Below are 18102 nucleotides of genomic sequence, written 5' to 3'. Positions count from 1 at the left end.
TGTTGCCGAGCAGCTGGGACGAGGTGCAGGAGCCGCCGCCGCTGGTGCTGACGGTCCAGGTGAAGGAGGCCGTGCCGGAGGCGCCGGTGGAGTCGGTCGCGGTGACGGTGGTGCTGTAGGTGCCCGCGGTGGACGCCGTACCGGAGATCAGGCCGGTGGAGCTGGAGATGGACAGGCCGGTGGGCAGGCCGGACGCGCTGTAGGTGAGAGTGGCGCCCGCGCTGTCGCCGGCGGAGATCTGCAGGCTGACCGAGCTGCCCGTGGTGGTGGACTGGCTGCCCGGGTTGGTGACGGTCACCGTGTTGCCGGTGCTGGAGCCGGAGGCGAAGGCGGTGGTGCCGTTCGGGGTGCCCCAGCCGGTCGGGCCGTCGTAGCCGGTCTCGGCGGTGCAGAAGTAGGCGGTGGAGCAGGAGCCGTTGTTGCCGCTGGTGACGTCGTACAGGTTGCCGGTGTGCGAGTACGGGTACTTCGCCGGGTAATCGCTGGAGCCCGGGGTGCCCGCGAGGGCGTAGACGCCGGCGATGATCGGCGCGGAGGCGCTGGTGCCGCCGTAGACCGCCCAGCCGGAGCCGCCGTAGGTGTCGTAGACCGCCACGCCGGTGGCCGGGTCGGCGACCGCGGAGACGTCGGCCTCCATGCGCTTGGTGCAGCCGGTGTCGGTCTGCCAGCTGGGCTTCGAGTCGTAGGCGGAGCAGCCGGAGCCGGTGCCCTCGGAGGAGCTGGTCTTCCACACGGACTCGGTCCAGCCGCGGGTGCCGGAGGAGGTGGAGAGCGCGGTGCCGCCGACGGCGGTCACGTACTGGGAGGTCGCCGGGTACTCGGCGCCGTAGGCGGAGTCACCGGAGGAGACGGTGATCGCGACACCCGGGTGCTTGAAGTACGAGGTGTCCTCGCTGGTCTGGGAGGAGGACTCGGATCCGCCCCAGCTGTTGGAGACGAACTTGGCGCCGAGCGCGACGGCCTCGTTCTCGGCGGTGCCGAGGTCGGAGTCGGTGGCGGAGTTCGCCTCTACGAGGATGATGTTGCAGTTCGGGCAGACGGCGCTGACCATGTCGATGTCGAGCGCTTCCTCACCGGCCCAGCCGGAGTCGTTCGACGGCAGCGAGGTCGTCGAGCCGGTCTGGCTGACCTGCTTGAAGCAGCCGTTGGCGACGGTGCACGCCGACAGGCCGTACGTCGAGCGGTAGGTGGCGAGGTCCGAGGCCGCGTTGGGGTCGTTGTAGGCGTCGACCACCGCGACGGTGAGGCCGGAGCCGCCCGTCGAGGGCAGGTTGTAGGCGCTGTGCAGGTTGGTCGGGCTCAGGCCGGAGGGGGCGGCGGCGAGCGCGGCGGCCAACTGCTGCTTGATGTCGGTACGGCGCTGGGCGAAGCAGGAGACGTGGCCGGGCTTGGCGGCGGTGGCGCACAGGTGCTTGGTGGGCACCTTCTGCCCGGCCCTGCCGGTGCTGTGCACGGCCTGCCGGGCCGGGTCGGTGAGGGCCTTGGCGTTCTGGGCGGCTCGGCCGGTCTGGGCGGTGGCCTGGGAGGTGGCGGTGTGCGCCGGTGCCTGTGCCTGCGCGGCCGGTGCCGCGACGAAACCGGAGACGGCGAGGGCGAGGGCCGGGAAGGCGAAGGCCAGAAGTCTTCGCGGACTCCGTCGTGATTCACGCATGGGGTACTGCCTCCATCGGTGGGGTTACAAGGCAGGCCCGTGACGCGCGTAGCGGCGGCAGAGTGCGCGGTCATGAGCATGACACTTCGAACACCCTGGGATGCCGATGAGCGTGGCATGACAGGACGGTGAGGAACCTAGCGGGGTTCCCCGAGCGTTGGTTCCCCGAGACGAAGATCTTTGCCGCGCCATAGGTAGCGCTTAGCCCCCTCATGAGAGGGGGTTGGCGCGTACATGATGCGGGCTATGCCCAGAGCTGACCGTGCAGGGTCTCGATGGCTTCCTCGGTCGTGGCGGCGGTGTACACGCCGGTCGACAGGTACTTCCAGCCGCCGTCCGCGACGACGAACACGATGTCCGCGTTCTCGCCGGCCTGTACGGCCTTCTTCCCGACGCCGATCGCGGCGTGCAGCGCAGCGCCGGTGGAGACGCCCGCGAAGATACCCTCCTGCTGGAGCAGTTCCCGGGTCCGGGTCACCGCGTCCGCGGAGCCGACCGAGTAGCGGGTGGTGAGCACGGAGGCGTCGTACAGCTCCGGCACGAAGCCCTCGTCGAGGTTCCTGAGCCCGTACACGAGGTCGTCGTACCGGGGTTCGGCGGCGACGATCCGCACGTCCGGCTTGTGCTCGCGCAGGTACCGGCCGACGCCCATCAGCGTGCCGGTGGTCCCCAGCCCCGCGACGAAGTGCGTCACGGACGGCAGGTCGGCGAGGATCTCCGGGCCGGTGGTCGCGTAGTGCGCACCGGCGTTGTCCGGGTTGCCGTACTGGTAAAGCATCACCCAGTCGGGGTGCTCGGCGGAGAGCTCCTTGGCCACGCGTACGGCGGTGTTGGAACCGCCCGCGGCCGGGCTGGAGATGATCTCCGCGCCCCACATCCCGAGCAGGTCCCGGCGCTCCTGCGAGGTGTTCTCGGGCATCACGCAGACCATGCGGTAGCCCTTGAGCTTGGCCGCCATCGCCAGCGAGATGCCGGTGTTGCCCGACGTCGGCTCCAGGATGGTGCAGCCGGGGGTGAGCCGGCCGTCCTTCTCGGCCTGCTCGATCATGTGCAGGGCGGGACGGTCCTTGACCGAGCCGGTCGGGTTGCGGTCCTCCAGCTTGGCCCAGATCCGGACGTCGGCGGACGGCGAGAGCCGCGGCAGCCGCACCAGGGGGGTGTTGCCGACCGCGGCCAACGGGGAGTCGTAGCGCATGCCGATCTCAGGCCATACCGCCGGCGACCGCCGGCAGGATCGTCACGGTGTCGCCGTCGGACAGCTTGGTGTTGATGCCGTCGACGAAACGGACGTCCTCGTCGTTCAGGTACACGTTGACGAAGCGGCGGAGCTTGCCGTCGTCCACGATGCGGGCGTGGATGCCCGTGTGCCGGGTCTCAAGGTCGGCGAACAGCTCGGCGAGGGTGTCACCGCTGCCCTCCACCGCCTTCTGACCGTCGGTGTACTGGCGGAGGATGGTCGGGATGCGGACCTCGATGGCCATGGCTCAGGGCTCCTGTCGGAAAGTCTGGGTGGGTGGGCGCGCAGCGGCACGCCGCGGCTCACGGCCGTACGGCGGCAGGCAGCGTCAACAGATGGCGCTGTCCAGCCTGCACAAGTCGACGTGCAGCCGCGCCACGAGCAGCACGCCCGGCGCCTTGTCGCTCACGTCGTTCAGAACCATGAGCTCATCGTATCGATTCCCGGTACGGGTTCCGGAGTGTGATTCCACATGCCGGACATTTTCCGTCCGATGAACGAGATGCCCTGCCGGGGGCCGCACCGACACACGACTACCGCCACACAGGCACCACCAACCAAGCGGATTACTTCTGACGCCGGGCTGAGCAGCCAGCCCAGGGACCCGGGACCGGCACACGACTGCCGCCGCACCGGCACGACCAGCCAAGCGGATTACTTCTGACGCCGGGCTGAGCAGCCAACCCAGGGGCGCGGGGAACTGCGCGACAAGCCCCCACCGGCCCGCAGGTGGCCACCGGCCGGTTCGGCACCGCCGGGATCCGCCGTCGCGGCTGAGCGCCGCTGCGGCGGAAAAGAGGAACGGAGCTGAGCGCCGCCGCAGCGGAGAAAGAAGAGCGGAGCCGAGCTCCACCGCAGCGGAAAAAGAGGAGCGGAGCTGAGCGCCGTCGCGGCGGCAAAGGAAGAGCAGTCGTGGGAAAAGAGGGAGCGGCAGGGGACAGGTCGGCGGCGGAGAAGTCAGTACGTCTCGACGATCCTGACCTCCTCCTCCGTGACCTCGCCGTCCACGATGCGGTAGGACCGGAACTGGAAGTCGCCGAGGCCGTCGGTGTCGGCCGTCGAGACGAGGACGTAGTGGGCGCCGGGCTCGTTCGCGTAGCTGATGTCGGTCCGGGACGGGTACGCCTCCGTCGCCGTGTGGGAGTGGTAGATGACCACCGGCTCCTCGTCACGGTCGTCCATCTCCCGGTACAGCCGGAGCAGGTCGCCGGAGTCGAACTCGTAGAACGTGGGGGACATCGCCGCGTTCAGCATCGGGATGAATCGCTCGGGGCGGTCCGAGCCCGCCGGCCCCGCGACGACTCCGCACGCCTCGTCCGGGTGGTCCTTGCGCCCGTGGGCGACGATCTGGTCGACGAGGGCCTGGGTGATGGTCAGCATGTTCGCCAGGATAAGCAGAGGGCCGCCCCGTACCGGTGGGTGGTACGGAGCGGCCCGGATGCCGGACGCCCTGAGCGGCTGCCGCGAGGGGCGCCACGAGTGCTCCCCGCGGCGGGCGTCCCGGAGGGATGGTCAGCTGACCTTGTCCAGCGGTGCCGGCGCGCGGCGCTCGGCGACCTCGGGATGGCGGTTCTTCAGGACCAGCCAGCCGGCGCCCAGCGCGGCGGCCCAGCAGGTCATCACGTAGAGGCAGACACGGGAGTCGCCGTTGTACGCGATCAGGCAGGTCACGAAGAGCAGGAAGGCGATGGCGATCCAGGTGCACTTCACGCCGCCGGGGGCCGGGAAGGCGGAGGCCGGCAGGCGGCCCGCGTCGACCGCGCGGCGGTAGCGGACGTGGCTGATCAGGATCATCAGCCAGGTCCAGATGCCGGCCGCGGTGGCGACGGAGGTCACGTAGCCGAACGCCTTCTCCGGGACGACGTAGTTGAGGACCACGCCGATGCCCATGAAGAGGACCGAGACGGTGATGCCGAACGCGGGGGTCTTCGACGCGGACAGCCTGCGGAACGTGGCCGGGGCCTCGCCGCTGTCGGCGAGGGTGCGCAGCATCCGGCCGGTGGAGTACATGCCGGAGTTGCAGGAGGACAGGGCCGCGGTCAGCACGACGAAGTTGACGATGCCGGCGCCGGCCGGGATGCCGATCTTCGCGAAGGCGGCGACGAACGGGGAGACGCCCGGGGCGAACTCCGTCCACTTCACGACGCAGAGGATCACCGTGAGCGCGCCGACGTAGAAGAGGGCGATGCGCCAGGGGAGGGTGTTGATCGCCTTGGGGAGGGTCTGCTCCGGGTTCTCCGACTCACCGGCGGTGACGCCGACCAGTTCGACCGCGAGGTAGGCGAACATGACGCCCTGAAGGGTCATCAGCGAGGAGCCGACGCCCGTGGGGAAGAAGCCGTCGAACCGGTAGAGGTTCGCGACCGACGCGGTGTCACCGGCGGAGCTGAAGCCGAAGGTGAGGACGCCGAGACCGACCACGATCATGCCGATCAGGGCGGTGACCTTGACCATGGAGAACCAGAACTCCAGTTCCCCGAACACCTTCACCGAGATCAGGTTGGCCCCGAAGAGGACCACCAGGAAGACCAGCGCGGTCACCCACTGCGGGACCTGCGGGAACCAGTAGTGCACATAGATCGCGGCGGCCGTCAGCTCCGCCATGCCGGTGACGACCCACATGAGCCAGTACGTCCAGCCGGTGAAGTATCCGAAGAACGGGCCGAGGAACTCCCGGGAGTACTCGGCGAAGGAACCGGAGACCGGGCGGTAGAGCAGGAGTTCGCCGAGGGCCCGCATGATGAAGAAGATGACGCCGCCGGCCAGGGCGTACATCAGGATGAGGCTGGGACCGGCCTTGGCGATGTTCGCCCCGGCGCCCAGGAAGAGGCCGACGCCGATGGCGCCGCCGATGGCGATCATCTGGACCTGGCGGCTGCCGAGCCCGCGCTCGTACCCCTCTTCGGGGGCTTCGGAGGACTGCTCCGACGTGTCGACCTGAGCGGAGGTCATGTGTGGTGTGCGCCTTTCTCCATGCCGAACCGGGCCTCTCGTCGGCCTCGGATCGGGTTTCGATCCCCCCGGATGATGGAGCGGTGCCAGACCGGCGGTCGCCGGTTCGGTGGCGCACCCGGACGTACACGTGGGTGGTGTTCGCCGGGCGGTCGTGAAGATCTATCACGGCCGCACCGTTGATCACCGGGTCCCGCCGAGAGCGATTGTGGCGCACACCACTGAGAAAAGCAGACAAAGTTCGGCCGAAAAGGTCATATCAGGCCGCAACGGTGGCGGGATCGTTATCCGGATTTGAGCGTCCTCTGAGCGAACGCCAAACCTGGACGAACTACGGCATCAGGGTCGCGACCAGGGTCTCCTGGAGGCCGCCGAGCCACAGGTAGGCCATCACCATCGGCTTGCGCGGGTCCTCGTCCGGCAGCCGGTAGAGCAGGTCGGTGTCGTCGTCGTCGGTGATGTCGAGGCGGGAGCCGATCGCGAGGCGCAGGTCGGTGAGGGCGCCGAGCCACTGCCGGGACTCCTCGGGCGCCAGCCTGAGGACCGCGTCACCCTTCTCCGCGGGGGCGAGGGTGTCGAGGCTGCGGATCACCGAGAGGGCGCTCTCCCGCTTGCGGGCCCTGAGGTCGTTCTCCGTGTAGCGGCGGAACTCGGCGGAGTGCGCCTGCCGCTCCTCGGCCTCCTCGGGGGACCGCGGGGACCGCTCCGGGTCGCTGTAGGCGTCCGGGAAGAGCCGGCGCAGCACAGGGTCGGTGGGCGCCTCGCTGGGGCCCTCGGCGAACAGCTCGGCGAGCGGGTCGTCGGGGGCGTCCTCGGCGGGGCCGGGCCCGATGAGCTCCAGGAGCTGGACGGCCAGCGACCGGATGATGGAGATCTCGACGTCGTCGAGCGCGACGGCCGCGCCGCCGCCGGGGAGCGGTTCGAAGATTCCTGGCATGGAGGGGGTTCGCTGCTTCCGGAGCTGATCGAGGAGCTGGTCTGGGCCGGTCGTGACCGGTCCGGGGTGAAGGGCTACTTGCGGTCCTGCTGGAGGGTGGCCCACAGGCCGTAGCCGTGCATCGCCTGCACGTCGCGTTCCATCTCCTCGCGGCTGCCGCTGGAGACGACCGCCCGGCCCTTGTGGTGGACGTCCAGCATGAGCTTGGTGGCCTTGTCCTTGGGATAGCCGAAGTACGTCTGGAAGACGTACGTCACGTAGCTCATGAGGTTGACGGGGTCGTTGTGCACGATCGTGATCCAGGGGACGTCCGGCTCGGGGACGGCGAAGACCTCCTCCGCCGACTCGGTGCGTTCGATCTCTACGGGAGCGGGTGACGTCACAAGGCCCATGCTGCCACGGGCCCCTTAAATCGTCACACTGACGCGAAGGGTGTAGCATCTCCTGCCATGCTGCGTACACCGGGGGACACCCCCCGAACCCCCGGCCGGCCTGGGGACCCGCCAGGAGACATAGCTAGGAGAGCTGTCGTGGATGTAGCGGACCTTGGGCTGCCGGTGAATGTTCCCTCGACGGCGCTCTTCACGGACCAGTACGAGCTGACGATGCTGCAGGCGGCCCTGAAGGCGGGTACGGCCGAGCGGCGGAGCGTCTTCGAGGTCTTCACCCGGCGCCTGCCCGAGGGGCGCCGTTACGGCGTCGTGGGGGGCACCGGGCGCGTCCTGGACGCGGTGGAGAACTTCCGCTTCGACGCGGACGTCCTGCGCTTCCTCAAGGAGCGGAACATCGTCGACGGGCCCACCCTGGAATGGCTCGCCGGCTACCGCTTCGGCGGTGACATCTGGGGCTATCCCGAGGGCGAGGTCTACTTCCCGGGCTCGCCGGTCATGCGGGTCGAGGGGTCGTTCGCGGAGTGCGTGCTCCTGGAGACCGTGATCCTCTCCATCCTCAACCACGACTCCGCGATCGCGGCCGCCGCCTCCCGGATGTCCTCGGCCGCCGGGGACCGCCCGCTGATCGAGATGGGCGCCCGCCGCACCCACGAGCTGGCCGCCGTCGCCGCCTCCCGCGCCGCCTACGTCGGCGGTTTCGCCACCACCTCGGATCTCGCCGCCGGCTTCCGCTACGGCATCCCGACGGTGGGGACGAGCGCCCACGCCTTCACCCTGCTGCACGACCACGAGCGCGACGCCTTCCGGGCCCAGGTCGACTCGCTCGGCCGCGGCACCACCCTGCTGATCGACACCTACGACGTCGCCGAGGCGGTCCGTACGGCCGTGGAGGTGGCCGGGCCCGAGCTGGGCGCCGTCCGCATCGACTCCGGCGACCTGCTGCTGGTCGCCCACCGGGTGCGCCAGCAGCTGGACGAGCTGGGCGCCCACGGCACGAAGATCGTCGTGACCTCCGACCTCGACGAGTACGCCATCGCCTCGCTGGCCGCCGCCCCCGTGGACGCGTACGGCGTCGGCACCCAGCTGGTGACCGGCTCCGGGCACCCCACCTGCTCCATGGTCTACAAGCTGGTCGCCCGCGCCGAGTCCGCCGATCCGAAGGCGCCGCTGGTGCCGGTCGCGAAGAAGTCGTCAGGCGGCAAGACGTCCGTCGGCGGCCGCAAGTGGGCGGCGCGGCGGCTGGACGCCGACGGGGTGGCGGAGGCCGAGGTCGTCGGCACCGGCGAGGTCCCGGCCGGCCTGGTCGACCGGCAGCTGCTCGTCGAGCTGGTGAAGTCCGGCGAGGTCGTCGCCCGCGAACCCCTGGACGCGCCCCGGGACCGGCACGCGGCGGCCCGCGCGAACCTGCCGCTCTCCGCGACCCAGCTCTCGCGGGGGGAACCGGTCATTCCGACGGAGTACGTGCAGGGGCGCTCGGGTAGCTAGAGCGAGTGCCCGCGTACGTGCCCCGCAAAGCCCCCTCCCCTACGCCCCCGTAAGTCTCTACGCTCGGAGGTTCAGGCCGGGCCCGCACCCCTTCTTCTCCGCGTCTTGCCCCTCGACGGACCCGCTATCGAATGCGAAGGACACCGACCATGCGCCGCGCCTTGATCGTCGTCGATGTGCAGAACGACTTCTGCGAGGGGGGCAGCCTCGCGGTCACCGGGGGGGCCGATGTGGCCGCCGCGATCACGGAGCTGATCGGGCAGGCGCCCGCCGGCTACCGCCATGTGGTGGCGACCCGCGACCACCACATCGCGCCGGGGGGTCACTTCGCCGACAACCCCGACTACGTGCACAGCTGGCCGGCGCACTGTGTCGCCGGTACGGAGGGCGTGGGCTTCCATCCGAACTTCGCGCCGGCGGTCGCTTCCGGGGCGGTGGACGCGGTGTTCAGCAAGGGGGCGTACGCCGCGGCCTACAGCGGGTTCGAGGGCGCCGACGAGAACGGCGTGAAGCTGGCGGACTGGCTGCGGGCCCGGAAGATCGACGAGGTCGACGTGGTCGGCATCGCGACCGACCACTGCGTGCGGGCGACCGCCCTGGACGCCGCGAAAGAGGGCTTCCGGACCCAGGTCCTCCTCGACCTCACGGCGGGGGTCGCGGAGGCGACGACGGCCCGCGCCCTGGAGGAGCTGCGCGAGGCGGGCGTGGAACTGACGGGCAAGCCGGTGGTGTAGGACCGCCCGCGTGCAGGCCGCCCGTGCCATCGCCACCGCCCGTCCTTGAGGATGGGCGGCCTTCAGGATCGGCCACCCCCTCGCCCTCCGGTCACATTCCTGTCCGCCGCAGCGGCGATCAGCCACGACGGCGGACTCCGGCGGCGCCAGACCGGCCGGTGAGCACCCGCGGGCCGGTGGGGGCTTGTCGCGCAGTTCCCCGCGCCCCTGCGATGACTGCCGAACCCGGCGCTGACAGGCAACGCAAGCCCCCGCACCCCCGAGACCACACCGGCCACCCCCCATTTCCGCCGCAGCGGCCATCAGCCACGACGGCGGACTCCGGCGGCGCCAGACCGGCCGGTGAGCACCCGCGGGCCGGTGGGGCCTCTCGCGCAGTTCCCCGCGCCCCCAGGTCGGCGGGCGCGCCCGGCGCTGACAGGCGACGCAAGCCCCTGCGCCCCCGAGACGACACCGGCCACCCCCCATTTCCGCCGCAGCGGCCATCAGCCACGACGGCGGACTCCGGCGGTGCCAGACCGGCCGGTGAGCACCCGCGGGCCGGTGGGGGCCTGTCGCGCAGTTCCCCGCGTTCCTGGGGTGGCTGCCGAGTCCGGTGCTGACGGGTCGGCCGCACGGTCTGGCGCTGCGGTGGTTATGCCGGCGTTGGTCTGCGGAGGAGGGATCTGATCGGTCTCCAGAGTTCGGTGGCCGTGACACCGTTGTCAGGGGCCGTTCGCCATATGAGGCCGTCGGGGTGGTGGAGGACGGCGGTGATCTCGTCCGGGGTGGGCGGGGCGGCGTTGCCCCGCAGGTAGACCGCTCGCATGCCCAGGTTGCGGAGCCTGGTCAGGGCCCGGGCGCGGTTCTGGGCGTGGACCAGTACGCGGACGGCGGACGAGCCGTCCGCGGTGGTCGGACTGGGTAGGTTCAGCGCCACCACCACTCTGCCGTTCGGCAGCTTGCAGAACCCTCCTGCGGCCATGCGGTCACACCCCCGTGTGCGTCGGTGTCAATAAGAAAGCCACAGGACGCACCTAAGCACGAGCGGCGGCGACCCGCCAAGGGGTCGCCGCCGATACGTGCCTGACCTGCGGAAATGTGGACTACTTCACCGCGGGCCCGACCTGGAGGGAGATCGTCGAGCCGTCCCGGGCCTCCGTGACGATGTTGATCTTCGTGTTGGTGTCAGTGATCTTGACGCCGCCGGTCGGGTTCGACGCGTCGTAGTAGTCGCTCTTGTGGTCGTTGAAGACCGACACCCCGGACGACTTCCTGATCTTGGTCACCACGTCCGCCTTGTGCAGCGTGATGCCGTCCGTCGCGTAGAGGCTGAACGGCGAGTCGTAGGCCTGGATGCGGTTGCGCATCAGCGTGCCGTCGGACCACTTCAGCGCCGTCGGGTGGGAGTCGACCGGAAGGATCAGACCGGTGCCGGGGTGGACGCTGGTGTTGTTGTCCGCCTCGGAGGTGTCCCACTTCCAGAGCAACAGGCCGTTCTGGTACGGGTAGTGCTCCACCCAGTCCGGACGGGTCGTCGAGAAGCCGAAGTTGTACGGGCCGACCTTGAGGGTCTTGTCGTACGACACGTACTGGCGGTTCTCCGCGATGTAGTACTGCGCGTAGTCCTTGGTGAAGGACGCGCCGATGCGGGAGAACCCGGAGGCGGTCCAGGCGGCGTCCGCCGACTCGGCGTTGTCGGAGAAGACGGTGGAGCCGTCCGCGGTGAGCGTGATCTCGTCGGCCGCGAAGCCCTTGAGGGCGACCCCGCCGTCGGTCTGGTAGCGGAAGCGCAGCTGGATCTTCTGGCCGGCGTAGGCGTCCAGCGGGTACGACAGCTTGGTGTACGCGTCGACCGAACCGGTGAGCGCCGGCTTGTCGCTGCCGTCGCGCGGGATGGCCTGGCCGTTGACCGTGCCGTCCAGGGCGGTCCAGTTGGCGCCGCCGTCGGTGGAGACCTCGGTGTAGAGGTAGTCGTAGCCCGACTCGATGTCGTACCAGCCGTCGAGGCCGAGCGAGGCCGACGACTTGCCGGTCAGGTCGACGTCACGGGTCAGCGTGTTCTTGAGGTTGTCGCCGCTGCCGCTCCACCACTGGGTCGAGCCCTCGGCCGGGGTGACCACCGTGGTGGTGACCGCCTTGTCGGGCAGGGTGACCACCGTGGCCTGCTTGTTCTTCGTGTTGTACTCGGCGACGCCCAGCTTGTGGCTGGACTTCGTGCCGCCCTTGGCCACGTCGTAGTTGAGCCAGCCCAGCTGCAGCTTGTCCCAGGCGTTCAGGTCACCGGGCAGGTCGCCGATGGCCTCCTTGCCGGTGCCGAGCCAGGAGCCGGAGGACATCAGGGTCCAGAACCCGGTGGAGTTGTCGCCGCCGTTGGTGTCGTACTCGTCCGGCAGGCCGAGGTCGTGGCCGTACTCGTGGGCGTAGACGCCGAGTCCGCCGTTCTCCGGCTGCATGGTGTAGTCGCCGACCCAGATGCCGGTGTCGCCGACCTGGGTACCGCCGAGCTTGTTGTTGTCGGGGCCGGTGGCACCGGCGTCGGTGCCGAAGGCGTACCAGCGGTGCGCCCAGATGGCGTCGGTGCCCTGGGCGCCGCCGCCCGCGGACTCGTCCTCGCCGGCGTGCACGATCTGGAAGTGGTCGACGTAGCCGTCGGGCTCGTTGAAGTTGCCGTCGCCGTCGTAGTCGTAGCGGTCCCACTGGTCGTACTGGGCGAGGTCGGCCTTGATGGCGGCGTCGGACTCACCGGCCGCCTTCTGGTCGGCGACCCAGGCGCTCAGGCCGTCGCGCACCAGGTTCCAGACGCTGGAGCAGGTGGTGGAGCCGCAGGCGTTGTTGCCGTAACGGGCCTCGTTGTAGGGGACCTTGACCCAGTCGGTGACCTCACCGTCGACCGAGTAGCGGCCCGAGGACTGCTTCTCGTAGTACTTCTTCAGCGACTCGGTCTTCTTGCCGGTGCCGAAGTAGAGGTCCTGGAAGTGGGCCTGGTTGTAGTCCGCCTGCCACGCCGTGGAGTTGTCCTTGGTGCGGTCCGGCTGGGCTATCTGGTTGTGCAGCGGGCCGGCCGTGCCGCCGTACCGCGGGTCCGTCTGGTCGCCGAACTCGACCAGGATGGTGAAGATCTTGTCCGTCTTCTCGCGGCCGAGCTCGACGTACTTGCTGTCACCCTTCTTGCCCTTGAGCTGGACGACCTTGGATCCGTCGCGCTCCTTGACCTGGGCCTTTCCGGATATGACCTGGTCGAGGGCCTCTTGGCGCTGGGCCTCCTGGGTCTTGCTCAGGGGGCCGTCGAGGTCGTGCTCCTCCTGCTTCGTCGACGGGTCGTGCCGGTCGACGGTGCTGGTGGTCGCCGCCGGAGTCGCGGCCTCCGCGACCGCGAAGGTGGCGAAGCCCACGGAGGCGGTTGCGAGCGTCACGCCGACGGCGATCGCTCTGAACGTCCAGGGTCTGCTGGTCACTTGAGTTCCTCCCCCGCGCCGCGCGCACGGCAAGGAGGACCGGGTCATGGTTGGGGGTCCGTGCGCGCACGTTCAACGCGTCGATTCAAGTGACGACATTTGACTACTGGTTTACGAGAAAAGACAGACCTTGACTCTGACACTTCAACTGCACTATGCGGAGGAGAAGTTCGCTTTACGGACAGTGGGTCGCGACCGTACCCCTGACGCACCCCGACCAACCGGCGCGCATATGCCGCTGGTTGACGTATGCCATGCGACCGTGCGCCCCCTGTGCACCGGTACCGTGGGTTAGGTCACGCTTACCGGTCGTTCCGCTCGGGCATGCACGCGAATAGAGTCGAACGGTGGAACGCTCGGAAGCCGGTGGAAACCAAGGCCGGTTCCCCGTCTCACCCCCATTTCTTCCGAGGACACGATTGCCATGCCTCGTCCGACCCCGGCACAGCTCGTCTACGGTTCGTGCACCGTGATCTGCTCGACGCTCGCCATGCTGCTGCTGTCACAGACGAGTTCGGGCATCGGGATCGCGGTCATCGCGCTCGCGGCGCTCGGTCTGGGACTGCTGGTGGCCATGACGGCTCCGCTGCCCCGGCCGCGCACGGTCGCACAGTCCCAGCCCGCCCCCGCCGCACCATCCGAGGTACGGGTCCCCGCGCACCGGGAGACCGTGGCCGCCGCCACGGCCGAGCCCGTCCGGGAACCCACCGCGCCCTGACGTACGCACACCGGCGAAGTCGGCGGGTCCGTGAGACTGACGGACCCGCCGACCGCTGTGCGCCGCCCCCGGTGCCCGCCCGGGTTTCGGCCCCGGTTGCCGTGCCCCGCCGCCGGCCCTCGCTACGCGCTCGTACTGACCACGACCGTCTTCGCGGCCTTGTCGTGCAGGCCCTGTTTGTACGGCTTGTCGAAGAAGCTCCAGCCGCCGCAGATCACCGTCCAGATGCAGGCGCAGCAGAAGGCGAACGGCACCCACAGCACGAGGGCGCGCAGCAGCGAGGTCTGGGCGGAGGGCGTGGCGCCGTCGGCGAGGTTGGCGACCCGCATGCCGAGCCACTTCTTGCCGAGGGTCTGTCCCGACTTGGCGATCAGCAGGGTGTCGTAGGCGACGAACAGGACGGCGACGACGAGCGACTGGACGAAGGACCGGCCGGCCGAGATCCGGTCGCCGTCCATCTGGTACTCGCTCACCCCGAGCGCCCAGGTGAGCAGGGCGGCCACGATGCCCACCAGGATCATGTCGATGATCCGCGCGAGGGTGCGCTTGCCGCTGTCGGCGAGCGGCGGCATCCCGGCGAGGGGGTCAGCGGGATAGCCGCCGGCTCCACCACCGCCTTCATAGGGGCTACCACCTCCGTAGGGGCCGCCGCCGGCTTCGTAGGGGCCGCCGCCGCCCGCGCCGGTGGGGCCGCCGCCGTAGGAGGGCGGCGGGGGCTGCTTCCTGAACGGATCGTCGTCCGGCGGCTCTCCTGAGCCCGGGGGCGGGGGCGGTTCGGTGCTCATGGCCCGAGTGCACCGCGAAGCCGCCTCCTTCGCATCCGGCGAGCGGCCGTACGGGGTACGACGGCCCGTGCAGGAGGGCCTGTGCGGGAGGCCCGAGTACGACGGCCCGTGTACGACGGCCCGTCAGCCGGCGACGAAGGTGTGCGCCGCCTTGTCGTGCCAGCACTGGTGCCAGGGGCGGTCGAACAGGCACCAGGCGACGCCGACGATCCCGATGCCGAGCAGGCCGGGCACGGTGTACACCAGCCAGCGGCGCAGGGCGGCGCCGAAGGCGGGGGGCTCGTGGCCCTCGATGTCCCGTACCTCCAGGCCGAAGAGCTTCTTGCCGAGCGTGCGGCCCCATCTGGCGGTGGGCAGCACCTCGTAGAGGACGCCGGCCAGGAGCAGCACGGCGAGCACGATCCCGAGGTACAGGCCGGTCGTGCCGTCGAGCAGCCAGACGGTCTCGGTACGGCCGGAGAGCCTGGCCGCGTCGATCTTGTCCTGCACGTGGTCGGCCGCCTTGGTCCCGAACGGTACGGCGGCGGCCCCGGTCACCGCGCCGACGACCAGGCTGTCCACGAGCCGCGCGGCGAACCGCTTGCCGAGCCCGGCGGGCCGGGCCGCCGCCTGCCGTCGGGCGGCCGCCTGGAAGAGGTCCTCCACCGGCGGCTTCCAGGGGGCGACCGGCTGGTCACCGGCGAGCCGGTGCACCTGCTGCGCCCAGGAGGACTGCCCACCGCCGGCACCGGCGGCCATGGGGGTGGCGGGAGCCATCGGGGACCGGGGCGCCGCGGGCTGCTGCGGGGGGACGGCGGGGGCGGCGGCCTGAGGGGCGGCCGGCTGGGGGGCCGGGACGGGGGCGGACGGCGCCTGGGCGGCGGCGGCGCGGGCGGCGGCCGCCTTTCCGGCGGCGAAGCCGGGACGCGCGGTGCCGGAAGTCCCGGGAGCACCGGAAGCACCGGAAGCACCGGAAGCACCGGAAGCACCGGAAGCACCGACCGGACCCTGCGCGCCGAAGCCGGCCGCCGCACCAGCACCGGCTCCGCGGGCATCCGGGCCGGCCGTACCGGTGCCGGGTTTCGGCGTGGCCTCGTCCCGGATCGGCCGGAAGGTCAGCGTGCCGTCGTCCATGGGCGGCCGGGCCGCAGGCGGGGTCGCGGCCGGGCCGACCGTCGGCCTGCGGAAGATGAACGTGCCGCCCGAGTCGACGTCCCCCTGGCCCGCCGGCGGGATCGACGCCGTGCCGTCGGTGCGGGACGACCGGCCGTCGGGCTGGGCCTGTGCGCCCGCCGCCCGGGGGTCGGCGCCCCAGGCACCACCCTCGGACGCCCAGCCGGAGGCGCCGCCCGGCTGCGGGTCCTCGTCGAAGAAGTGCGGGCCGGTCTCCTCGACCGCCGAGGCTGCGGCGGGGGCCCCGGAGGCGGCGGGAGCGGCCGGAGCCGCGGGATGGGAGCCGGGCGGGGCGAGGAGGGGTTCGCCGTCGGACGGGGCCGGGCGGCTGGTGCCCGGCACCCACGCGGCGCCGTTCCAGTAACGGACGTAGCCGGGGATGGACGGGTCCGGGTAGTAGCCCTCGCGGGGCCGTTCGTCACCGGGTGCCGGGGTTGGGGCGGTCATGTCCGTCATCCCGTATCTGCTCGGGGGTGATGTAGGAGCCTCCACATCTATCAGACATGGATGCCCGTCACCGCCAGTCCCGCAGGACCCGACCCTTTCCGGGCAGCCGTGTGCACCCCCTTCACCGCATCGGAAGAAAAATTCCCCGGAACCCGCGTAATGCTCCCGGCCCCCGCCGCTCTCCACCCGTACGGGCCCACCCGCAGGCGCCCGCACGACTGACCGAGAGAGGAACCGACGTCATGCGTCACACCGTCGTGGAGCGCGAACTGGAACTGCGGCTCGTCCTGTCCCCCGAGCGGAGCATCCCGGTCCCGGCCCGGCTGACCTATCGCTCCGACGACCCGTACGCCGTCCATGTCAGCTTCCATCTGGACTCCGACTTCCCGGTCCACTGGGCCTTCGCCCGCGACCTGCTCGTGGAGGGGGTGTTCCGGCCGAGCGGGCAGGGGGACGTGCGGGTGTGGCCGGCGAAGGCGAAGGGCCGCAGCGTCGTGCTGATGGCGCTGAGTTCACCCGACGGAGACGCCCTGCTCGAAGCCCCGGCCACCCGGGTGTCCGCCTGGCTGGAGCGGACCCTGTGGGTGGTGCCCCCGGGGAGTGAGGGCGGACAGCTGGGGATCGACGCGGCGCTCGACCAGTTGTTCGCCCAGTGAGGACCCCGCCGTAGGGGACCGGAACGGCCGGGATCAGAACAGCTTGCCGGGGTTGAGGATGCCCAGCGGGTCGAAGACGTGCTTCACGGCCCGCTGCATCTCCACGCCCACCGGCCCGATCTCCCGGGCCAGCCACTCCTTCTTCAGGACGCCGACGCCGTGTTCGCCGGTGATGGTGCCGCCGAGTTCCAGGCCGAGGCCCATGATCTCGTCGAAGGACTCGCGGGCGCGCCGGCACTCGTCGGGGTCCTGGGCGTCGAAGCAGACCGTGGGATGGGTGTTGCCGTCGCCCGCGTGTGCGACGACCCCGATGGTCAGCCGGTGCTTCGCCGCGATGCGCTCGACGCCCTCGATCATGTCGGCGAGGCGGGAGCGGGGCACGCACACGTCGTCGATCATCGTGGTGCCCTTGACGGCCTCCAGGGCGACGAGCGAGGACCGGCGGGCCTGGAGGAGGAGTTCGGACTCGGCGGCGTCGTCGGCCGGGACCACCTGGGTGGCGCCCGCGGCCTCGCAGAGCTTGCCGACGGCGGCGAGGTCGGCGCTGGGGTCCGGGGTGTCGAAGGCGGCGAGCAGCAGGGCCTCGGTGGACTCCGGCAGGCCCATGCGGGTGAGTTCGTTGACCGCCTTCACGGTCGTACGGTCCATCAGTTCGAGCAGGGACGGCACATGACCGCCCTCCATGATCCGGCACACCGCCTCGCAGGCGGCGGCCGCGGAGCCGAACTCGGCGGCCAGCACCAGCTGCCGCGGCGGCTTCGGCTTCAGCGCGAGCACGGCCCGTACGACGATGCCGAGCGAGCCCTCGGAACCGACGAACAGGCGGGTGAGGTCGTACCCGGCCACGCCCTTGGCCGTACGGCGGCCGGTGGACAGCAGCCGCCCGTCCGCGAGGACGACGTCCAGACCGAGCACGTACTCGGCCGTGACCCCGTACTTCACGCAGCACAGGCCGCCCGACGCCGTCCCGATGTTGCCGCCGATCGTGCACATCTCCCAGCTGGAGGGGTCCGGCGGGTAGTAGAGGCCGTGCTCCTCGACCGCGCGGGAGAAGGCGGCGTTGACGACGCCGGGCTCGACGACCGCGATGCGGTCCACCGGCGAGATCTCGAGCACGCGGTCCATCTTCGTCAGGGACAGCACGATGCAGCCGTCGGTGGCGTTGGCCGCGCCGGACAGGCCGGTGCGGGCGCCCTGCGGGACCACCGGGACGCGCAGCTCGGTGGCGACGCGCATGACGTGCTGGACCTGCTCGACCGTGCGCGGCAGCACGACGACGGCCGGGGTGCCGGCCGGGCAGAAGCTCGCCATGTCGTTGGCGTAGGAGACGGTCACGTCGGGATCGACGAGGACCGCGTCGGCCGGCAGCCCCGCGAGGAGCCGGTCGGTGAGGTTGCTGGTGGCCTCGTCCCGAGGCGCTTCGATACGGCTCATGATCACAGCGTCGCACCCGGGGCCATCGGTGTGAACCCCACGCATGCCCTCCTTGGGCCGCACGGATGTGGTGGTCGTATTGACG

At 70.7% G+C, this 18102-nt stretch carries 17 protein-coding genes; 4 read left to right on the top strand and 13 right to left on the bottom strand.

The window, feature by feature from the left end:
- From LQ326_RS36425 to clpS, 8 genes are all read right to left on the bottom strand, one after another.
- A partial coding sequence (locus tag LQ326_RS36425) for a putative Ig domain-containing protein (protein WP_234543348.1) occupies positions 1–1651 on the bottom strand: 1651 nt, incomplete at its 3' end.
- A gap of 244 nt (positions 1652–1895) precedes the next feature.
- Positions 1896–2846, bottom strand: a complete 951-nt coding sequence (locus tag LQ326_RS36420; RefSeq protein WP_234543347.1) for a PLP-dependent cysteine synthase family protein — start codon at positions 2844–2846, stop codon at positions 1896–1898.
- Positions 2847–2853: 7 nt separating this feature from the next.
- Entirely contained in the window at positions 2854–3132 is a 279-nt protein-coding gene (locus tag LQ326_RS36415; protein ID WP_234543346.1) for a MoaD/ThiS family protein, read from the bottom strand.
- 84 nt (positions 3133–3216) lie between these two features.
- The gene (locus LQ326_RS48890) at positions 3217–3312 is read right to left on the bottom strand and encodes a putative leader peptide (RefSeq protein ID WP_362747676.1); all 96 of its coding nucleotides are present in this window, start codon (positions 3310–3312) and stop codon (positions 3217–3219) included.
- A 533-nt stretch (positions 3313–3845) separates the two neighbouring features.
- A complete protein-coding gene (locus LQ326_RS36410; RefSeq protein WP_234543345.1) occupies positions 3846–4268 on the bottom strand; it encodes a M67 family metallopeptidase in 423 nt (140 codons plus the stop codon).
- A gap of 132 nt (positions 4269–4400) precedes the next feature.
- Positions 4401–5840: an amino acid permease gene (locus LQ326_RS36405; protein ID WP_234543344.1), complete on the bottom strand. Its 1440-nt coding sequence runs from the start codon at positions 5838–5840 to the stop codon at positions 4401–4403.
- A 331-nt stretch (positions 5841–6171) separates the two neighbouring features.
- Positions 6172–6777: a DUF2017 domain-containing protein gene (locus tag LQ326_RS36400; protein ID WP_234543343.1), complete on the bottom strand. Its 606-nt coding sequence runs from the start codon at positions 6775–6777 to the stop codon at positions 6172–6174.
- A gap of 74 nt (positions 6778–6851) precedes the next feature.
- Complete coding sequence (gene clpS, locus LQ326_RS36395) at positions 6852–7169, bottom strand: ATP-dependent Clp protease adapter ClpS (protein WP_189261142.1); 318 nt, start codon at positions 7167–7169, stop codon at positions 6852–6854.
- A gap of 138 nt (positions 7170–7307) precedes the next feature.
- Between clpS and LQ326_RS36390 the strand changes: the two genes are divergently transcribed.
- Both LQ326_RS36390 and LQ326_RS36385 read left to right on the top strand, forming a co-directional pair.
- Positions 7308–8654: a nicotinate phosphoribosyltransferase gene (locus tag LQ326_RS36390; protein ID WP_234543342.1), complete on the top strand. Its 1347-nt coding sequence runs from the start codon at positions 7308–7310 to the stop codon at positions 8652–8654.
- 149 nt (positions 8655–8803) lie between these two features.
- Positions 8804–9388 carry a nicotinamidase gene (locus LQ326_RS36385; protein ID WP_234543341.1) on the top strand — a complete coding sequence of 195 codons (585 nt, stop codon included), beginning with the start codon at positions 8804–8806 and terminating at the stop codon, positions 9386–9388.
- A 634-nt stretch (positions 9389–10022) separates the two neighbouring features.
- On the opposite strand, the gene LQ326_RS36380 is transcribed toward LQ326_RS36385, so the two are convergent.
- Both LQ326_RS36380 and LQ326_RS36375 read right to left on the bottom strand, forming a co-directional pair.
- On the bottom strand, positions 10023–10352 hold the full coding sequence (locus LQ326_RS36380; protein ID WP_234543340.1) for a hypothetical protein: 330 nt from the start codon (positions 10350–10352) through the stop codon (positions 10023–10025).
- A gap of 121 nt (positions 10353–10473) precedes the next feature.
- Positions 10474–12825 (bottom strand): immune inhibitor A domain-containing protein, encoded by a 2352-nt coding sequence (locus tag LQ326_RS36375; RefSeq protein WP_234543339.1) that lies wholly within the window; start codon positions 12823–12825, stop codon positions 10474–10476.
- A gap of 424 nt (positions 12826–13249) precedes the next feature.
- Here LQ326_RS36375 and LQ326_RS36370 point away from each other — a divergent pair, with 424 nt between their 5' ends.
- Positions 13250–13543, top strand: a complete 294-nt coding sequence (locus tag LQ326_RS36370) for a hypothetical protein (protein WP_234543338.1) — start codon at positions 13250–13252, stop codon at positions 13541–13543.
- A gap of 122 nt (positions 13544–13665) precedes the next feature.
- On the opposite strand, the gene LQ326_RS36365 is transcribed toward LQ326_RS36370, so the two are convergent.
- Positions 13666–14328, bottom strand: coding sequence for an RDD family protein (locus LQ326_RS36365; RefSeq protein WP_234543337.1), 663 nt, complete (start codon positions 14326–14328; stop codon positions 13666–13668).
- Positions 14329–14451: 123 nt separating this feature from the next.
- The gene (locus tag LQ326_RS36360; protein ID WP_234543336.1) at positions 14452–15927 is read right to left on the bottom strand and encodes an RDD family protein; all 1476 of its coding nucleotides are present in this window, start codon (positions 15925–15927) and stop codon (positions 14452–14454) included.
- A gap of 242 nt (positions 15928–16169) precedes the next feature.
- On the opposite strand from LQ326_RS36360, the gene LQ326_RS36355 reads away from it, so the two are divergent.
- Complete coding sequence (locus LQ326_RS36355) at positions 16170–16583, top strand: SsgA family sporulation/cell division regulator (protein ID WP_234543335.1); 414 nt, start codon at positions 16170–16172, stop codon at positions 16581–16583.
- 33 nt (positions 16584–16616) lie between these two features.
- Here LQ326_RS36355 and LQ326_RS36350 read toward each other — a convergent pair whose 3' ends face one another.
- On the bottom strand, positions 16617–18023 hold the full coding sequence (locus tag LQ326_RS36350; RefSeq protein ID WP_234543352.1) for an FAD-binding oxidoreductase: 1407 nt from the start codon (positions 18021–18023) through the stop codon (positions 16617–16619).
- Between the last annotated feature and the right edge of the window lie 79 nt (positions 18024–18102).

Source organism: Streptomyces shenzhenensis, assembly GCF_021462265.1.
GTDB lineage: Bacteria > Actinomycetota > Actinomycetes > Streptomycetales > Streptomycetaceae > Streptomyces > Streptomyces shenzhenensis.
This window is presented reverse-complemented; position numbering and strand designations above follow the sequence as displayed.